Origin of the sequence: Frankia sp. AiPs1 (genome assembly GCF_023716945.1) — a bacterium.
Classification (GTDB): Bacteria; Actinomycetota; Actinomycetes; order Frankiales; family Frankiaceae; genus Frankia.
On record NZ_JAMQQF010000415.1, the window covers coordinates 1 to 5,456 of the forward strand.

Consider the following 5,456-nt stretch of genomic DNA (forward strand, 5'->3'; position numbering starts at 1 on the left):
ACGTCGCCCTGCTGGCCGCCGAGTTCGCCCCGCCCGCGCGGGCCACGCCCCCGGCCGAGGACCAGCCCATCCGGGCCGTGCCCCCGGCCATGGACAAGTCCGCCCGGGTGGGCGCCGGCGCGTCGTGGCGGGCGCCGGCCCGCGCGCGGGAAGGCTCCCGGCCGGTCGCCGGTTCCTCCTCAACGAAGCCGATGACGCCCGGTGGCACGGTGGCGACGAGCCCGCCGGGGGCCGGCGCGAGTGCGGCGAAGCGATGGGAGGCGTTGCGATGACGACGCAGCAGGCGCGGGGGCGGGTCCGGCTGGAGCAGGGGCGCAAGCGGGTCCGGGCCTATCTTGGCGGCCGGCTGGTCGTGGACACCACCAGCCCGGCGCTGGTCTGGGAGAACCCGCACTATCCGGCCTACTACCTGCCCCGGGCCGACGTCGTCGCCGAACTGGTCCCCATCGCCCGCACGGAGCACTCCCCGAGCCGCGGCGAGGCCGTCTACTTCGACGTGGTCGTCGAGGGGCGCACCGCGCCGGCGGCGGCCTGGGCCTATCCGCAGTCCCCGCTGGAGGGGCTGCGGGAGCTGGTGCGCCTCGACTGGGAGGCGATGGATCGCTGGCTGGAGGAGGACGAGCCCGTCTACGTCCACCCGCGCAGCCCGTATACCCGCATCGACGCGCTGCCCAGCTCCCGGCACGTTCGCGTCGAGATCGACGGGGTGGTCGTCGCCGACTCCCACCGCCCGGTCATCCTCTTCGAGACCGGCCTGGTGCCGCGCTACTACCTGCCCCTGGTCGACGTCCGCCAGGAGTTGCTGCGTCCCTCGGACACCCGCACGCACTGCCCGTACAAGGGCAACGCCGAGTACTTCTCGGTGGAGGTCGACGGCCGGCGCCACGACGACGTCGTGTGGACCTACCGCACTCCGCTGCCGGAGAGCGCCCGGATCACCGGCCTGGTCTGCTTCTACGACGAGCGCGTGACGGTGTCCGTCGACGGCGAATCCACGCATCCCTGACCACGCTCGGCGCCGGGCGGCCGAATGCGGTGCGCGGTCTGCGGCCGCGGACCGTGCCCAACGTGCCGCAACCGGGGCTGCCCCGCGCGCCGGAACCCGTCGCGATCGGTCATGCGTTCGCCGGGGGGTCGCTCGGCACGCCACGTAGGCCGGTGAGCAGCAGGTTCGTCAGGGTATCCAGCACCTCGGCATCGGAGTAGGCCGGGGTCGGCGAGCGCAGCAGGGCGAGCGCCAGCGTGGACAGCAGGCCACCCATCGCCGCGGCGATCAGGGTGGGATCACCGGGCAGCTCGTGCCCGCGGTCGCGCAGGTACTCGAGATGGTCGCGCAGCACGTCCGTCTCGGTGACGAGGCTGCGCCAGGCGTGGTCCGGGGCGTGCTCGCCGGTCAACGACGCCTCGTGCACCGCGATGACGACCGGCAGGTTCTCCCGCATGACCCGCCAGGCCACGGCGAGATGGTCGTGGAGCTGGCCCCGGTCGGTCAGGTCGTGGTCGCGGGGGTGTTCCGGGCGCCGCATCTCGGCGGAAGCCGCCCCGCGCAGGTCCGCCAGCAGCGCTGTCAGTAGCGCCTCCTTGCTGGCGAAATGGTCGTAGAACGACCCGGTGGCGCGCCCGGCCGCTGCCGTGATGTCGCTGATCTTCGTGTTGAGGTAGCCGCGCTCCACAAACAGCCGCCCCGCCGCCTCCTTGAGCGCGAGTTCGGTCTCGGCCGCCCTTGCCCTGCGCGCGCCCACCGCGGCCTCCTCGTTTGACGTTCCGGTCCGCTCCTGATCATACTGAGCGCCAGTTCACCGAATCAATATTCGGTGAAATCAGATTCGGTGAAGGGGGCGGTATGCGGGTCGTGGTGGTCGGCGGGGGCGTGGCCGGGGCGGCGAGCGCGATCGCACTGCGGCGGATCGGCGCCGAGGTGACGGTGCACGAGGCTCACGAGGAGCCGGCCGGGCCGGTCGGGTCGTTCGTGAGCCTGGCGGCGAACGGGCTACGCGCCGTGGCCGTGCTCGGTTGCCTGCCGCGGGTGCGCGAGGCCGGGTTCGCGGTGCCATGGCAGCGGATGTGGTCCTCGGCCGGCAGGCCGCTCGGCGAGGTCGCGCGGGGCCGGGCCCGAGCGGACGACATGGTCAGCGTCACGCTCATGCGGGCCGACCTGGTCGCCGCGCTGCGCGCCGAAGCGGTGCGCCTCGGCGCCCGGATCGTCACCGGCAGCAGGCTCGATGCCGCCCACGTGCGGGCCTGTCTCGACGGCGGCGTCGACCTGGTCGTCGGCGCGGACGGAATCTGGTCCGGGGTGCGGGAGGTGCTCGACCCGCTGGCCCCGCGGCCGGTCTACGGCGCGATGTTCAGCGTCAGCGGCGTCTCCCGCGCGGACGGCCTGCGTGTCGACGCCGGCACCTTCAACATGATCTTCGCTCGCCGTGGCGCCTTCCTTCACCTGGGCGCACCGGACGGGTCGGTCTGGTGGTCGGCGCAGGTCAGTGGCCCGCGCCCGGCGGACGTGCACGCCGTCGGACTCGACGACCTGCTCGACATCTACCGCACCGAGCCGCGGGCGGTGGAGATCCTGCGCGCCACCCGGCGGACCCACGGCGCCACGCTGCACCACGTGCTCGCCCGGGTACCACGCCACCACGGCGACCGGCTCGTGCTCGTCGGCGACGCCGCCCACCCGGTCGGCGCCGGACAGGGGGCGTCGATGGCCCTCGAGGACGCCATCGCCCTGGCCCAGCACCTGCACGCCGAGGGCGTGCAGGCCGAGGGCGCCGTTGGACGGGCGCTCGACGGCTACGAGCGTCAGCGGCGGGCCAGGGTGGACAAGATGGCGAAGGAGGCAACCCGCAACCGGGAGGTCAAGACCGCCCGCCCGATCGCCCGACGGATGCGCAACGTGATCATGCCCATCGTCTTCCCTCGCGTCTACGAGGGCGCGACGTCGTGGCTCCACGGCCACGACCCCGGCGCGCTTCCCGCCTAGACCCCCCCCCGTCCCGCGCGAGGCCCGCCGGCTCGGCGGCCGGTCGGGCCGGACTCAGTCGGTCGGGCCGGACTCAGTCGGTCGGGCCGGACTCAGTCGGTCGGGCCGGACTCAGTCGGTCGGGCCGGACTCAGTCGGTCGGGCCGGGCTCAGTCGGTCGGGCCGGGCTCAGTCGGTCGGGCCGGGCTCAGTCGGTCGGGCCGGGCTCAGTCGGTCAGGACGGACATCGCCTGGCCGAGCAGGGCAGTGAGGTCGGCCGTCCCGTCGGAGTCCCGCCACACCGTGTGCGCCGCGTCGTAGCAGCCGAGGGCGGCCGAGGCCAGCGCCCGCGGGCGTGGGTCGGAGCTGTCCGTCGGGGGGATGCCGAGCCGCCGGGCGAGCTCGGGGGCGAGCAGCCGCTGCCAGCTGTTCTGCCGCTGCATCTGGCGGCCCTGCAACGACGGCGTGTCGACCATCATCCGGGACAGCCGCAGGGTGCGCTCGGGATTCTCGGTGTTGCTCTCGATGATGGCGTTGAGCGCCTGGCGCAGGGCCTGCCACGGTGTCTCGTCCGCGGGGCGGCCGGCGAGCGCGTCGCGCAGGACCAGGCCGCGTTCCTCCACCCCAAGCAGGACGACGTCCTCCTTGGTGGCGAAGTAGCGGAAGAAGCTGCTGCGCGACAGGCCGGCCTCGGCGGCGATCTGGTTGATCGTCGTGGCTTCGAAGCCCTGCCGGTCGAACAGGTCGAAGGCGACGGCCGTGATCTCCGCCTGCAACGCCCGCCTCGTCCTGCTGCGCAGATCGGTGCCCCGTGCGGGGGTTGCGGCGTCGGCGGGGACTGCCGCGGGGTTCTTTCCCACGGCATGAGGATACCAGATCTGGTATCTCGGCTCAAAGGTTGGACTGAGTCTCAGTTTTGGGCTAACGTCTTGCTGCGACCACCGGTCGAACTCCCCAACAAACCGAGCCGCCGGCGTTGTGCCGGGCACAGCGGCCGGCCTGCTGGTCCTGCACCCCCCCATCGGTCCTCACGCGCGGGAAAGTGACTATGACTGCGGAGACACCGGCGTCCAGCGGGGCGCCCTCGACCGGGCTCGGCCCGTGGATGCGCTTCCGGCGGCAGTACTCCCGGCTCTCCCCGCCGGTCCAGATGATCGGCCTGCAGCTCTGGCTGCCGCTGGTCTTCGTCGTCGCCTTCTGCCTGTGCTACATCAACGCCTTCCACCAGCCGTCGCCGCAGGACATCAAGGTCGCGGTGGTCGGGACGGGCCCGGCGACGGCGACCCTCGCCGAGCGGCTGGAGGGCACCAGCAACGGCATGCTGTCGGTGTCGGTGGCAGGCTCCGTCGACGCCGCCCGCGGCGATGTGCGCGACGGCGACCTGGCGGCGGCCTTCACCCCCGGCGCGGCGAACCAGCCGGCCCGGCTGCTCGTCGCCAGCGGCGCCCAGTTCCAGCTCGCCGAGGTCGTCCAGCAGACGTTCGCCCCGGTGGCGGCGGCCGAGGGCACCACGCTGGCCATCGACGACCTCGCCCCGCTGCCCAAGCACGACTCCTACGGCACCTCGGGCTTCTACATCGCGCTGGTCTGGACCATCGCCGGCTACATGGTCGGCATGTTCATCGGGATGATGGGCCAGACCCTCAAGCACCGCGTCCGCCTCGGCCTGATCGTCGGATCCGGCTTCGTGTTCTCGCTGCTCGGCACGCTGTTCGCCGGTCCGGTCGTGGGCGCCGTGCACGGCCACTTCCTGTCCCTGTGGCTGCTCGGCTGGCTGACGACGATCTCGGTCGGCCTGGTGGTCAACGGCCTGTCCTACTTCATCGGCCGGTTCGTCACCGGGGCGGCGCTCATCCTGTTCGTGTTCCTCAACATCCCGTCGTCGGGTGGGGCGTTCCCGGCGGCGTTCGTGCCCGAGCCGTTCAAGTGGCTGCACCCGTACGTGTTCGGCACCGGTGTGCTCGACGTGCTGCGCGGCGTCGTCTACGACGCAGGGCCGGGGATCGGCCGCGGCGCGACGGTCATCGGCGTCTACGCGGCGGTCGGCATTGTGCTCACCGCGGTCGGCCGGCCGTTCTTCAACCGCCGCAACCGGCTGCGCGCCGAACGCGGCAAGCCGGTGTCGATGATGCTGGCCGCGCAGGGCGCGGCGATGGCGGCCCGCCAGGCCGAGCAGGCCGAGGCCGCCGCCGGCACCCGCCCGCACCACGTCACCACGAGCGATGCCCCTGCCAACGGCGCCACCACGAGCGGCGCCACCACAGGCGGAGTCACCACGAACCCGGGACCGCGGCGGGACGGCGAGTTCCGTGACAACGAGTTCGCCGACGAGGAGGTCGAGTCCGACGCGGCCGCCGTCTCCGGTGCGGCGGCGGGCAGCGGCAGCGGCAGCGCCTGACGCCCCACCCCACGGCCGACCCCGCCGCGCCCCGTCCCTTCCCCGTTCCGCCCGCGGGGGAGAGACGGGGCGGCTGCGTTCCGGCGGGGCGATCTCGGC

General features: G+C 73.3%; 5 protein-coding genes and 1 pseudogene. 4 read left to right on the forward strand and 2 right to left on the reverse strand.

Translation table 11 applies throughout. The annotated features are described in order from the left end of the window. Together ND748_RS24230 and ND748_RS24235 are read left to right on the forward strand one after the other, a co-directional pair. Positions 1-272 (forward strand): annotated as a pseudogene (locus tag ND748_RS24230) (serine/threonine-protein phosphatase); the annotation flags it as partial. Beyond that, positions 269-1,006 carry a DUF427 domain-containing protein gene (locus tag ND748_RS24235; RefSeq protein ID WP_251748271.1) on the forward strand — a complete coding sequence of 246 codons (738 nt, stop codon included), beginning with the start codon at positions 269-271 and terminating at the stop codon, positions 1,004-1,006. The pseudogene ND748_RS24230 and the gene ND748_RS24235, both read left to right, overlap by 4 nt. A 109-nt stretch (positions 1,007-1,115) precedes the next feature. Here ND748_RS24235 and ND748_RS24240 read toward each other — a convergent pair whose 3' ends face one another. Next, positions 1,116-1,742: a TetR/AcrR family transcriptional regulator gene (locus ND748_RS24240; RefSeq protein WP_251748272.1), complete on the reverse strand. Its 627-nt coding sequence runs from the start codon at positions 1,740-1,742 to the stop codon at positions 1,116-1,118. A 101-nt stretch (positions 1,743-1,843) separates the two neighbouring features. On the opposite strand from ND748_RS24240, the gene ND748_RS24245 reads away from it, so the two are divergent. Beyond that, complete coding sequence (locus ND748_RS24245; protein WP_251748273.1) at positions 1,844-2,980, forward strand: NAD(P)/FAD-dependent oxidoreductase; 1,137 nt, start codon at positions 1,844-1,846, stop codon at positions 2,978-2,980. Positions 2,981-3,186: 206 nt separating this feature from the next. On the opposite strand, the gene ND748_RS24250 is transcribed toward ND748_RS24245, so the two are convergent. Continuing rightward, on the reverse strand, positions 3,187-3,819 hold the full coding sequence (locus ND748_RS24250; protein WP_251748275.1) for a TetR family transcriptional regulator: 633 nt from the start codon (positions 3,817-3,819) through the stop codon (positions 3,187-3,189). Between the two features lie 188 nt (positions 3,820-4,007). On the opposite strand from ND748_RS24250, the gene ND748_RS24255 reads away from it, so the two are divergent. After that, a complete protein-coding gene (locus ND748_RS24255; RefSeq protein WP_251748276.1) occupies positions 4,008-5,357 on the forward strand; it encodes an ABC transporter permease in 1,350 nt (449 codons plus the stop codon). The last annotated feature ends 99 nt before the right edge of the window (positions 5,358-5,456 follow it).

Coding starts and splice junctions, on each gene's coding strand:
- ND748_RS24255 (WP_251748276.1), top strand. CDS start 4,008: ATGACTGCGGAGACACCGGCGTCCAGCGGGGCGCCCTCGACCGGGCTC.
- ND748_RS24245 (WP_251748273.1), top strand. CDS start 1,844: ATGCGGGTCGTGGTGGTCGGCGGGGGCGTGGCCGGGGCGGCGAGCGCG.
- ND748_RS24235 (WP_251748271.1), top strand. CDS start 269: ATGACGACGCAGCAGGCGCGGGGGCGGGTCCGGCTGGAGCAGGGGCGC.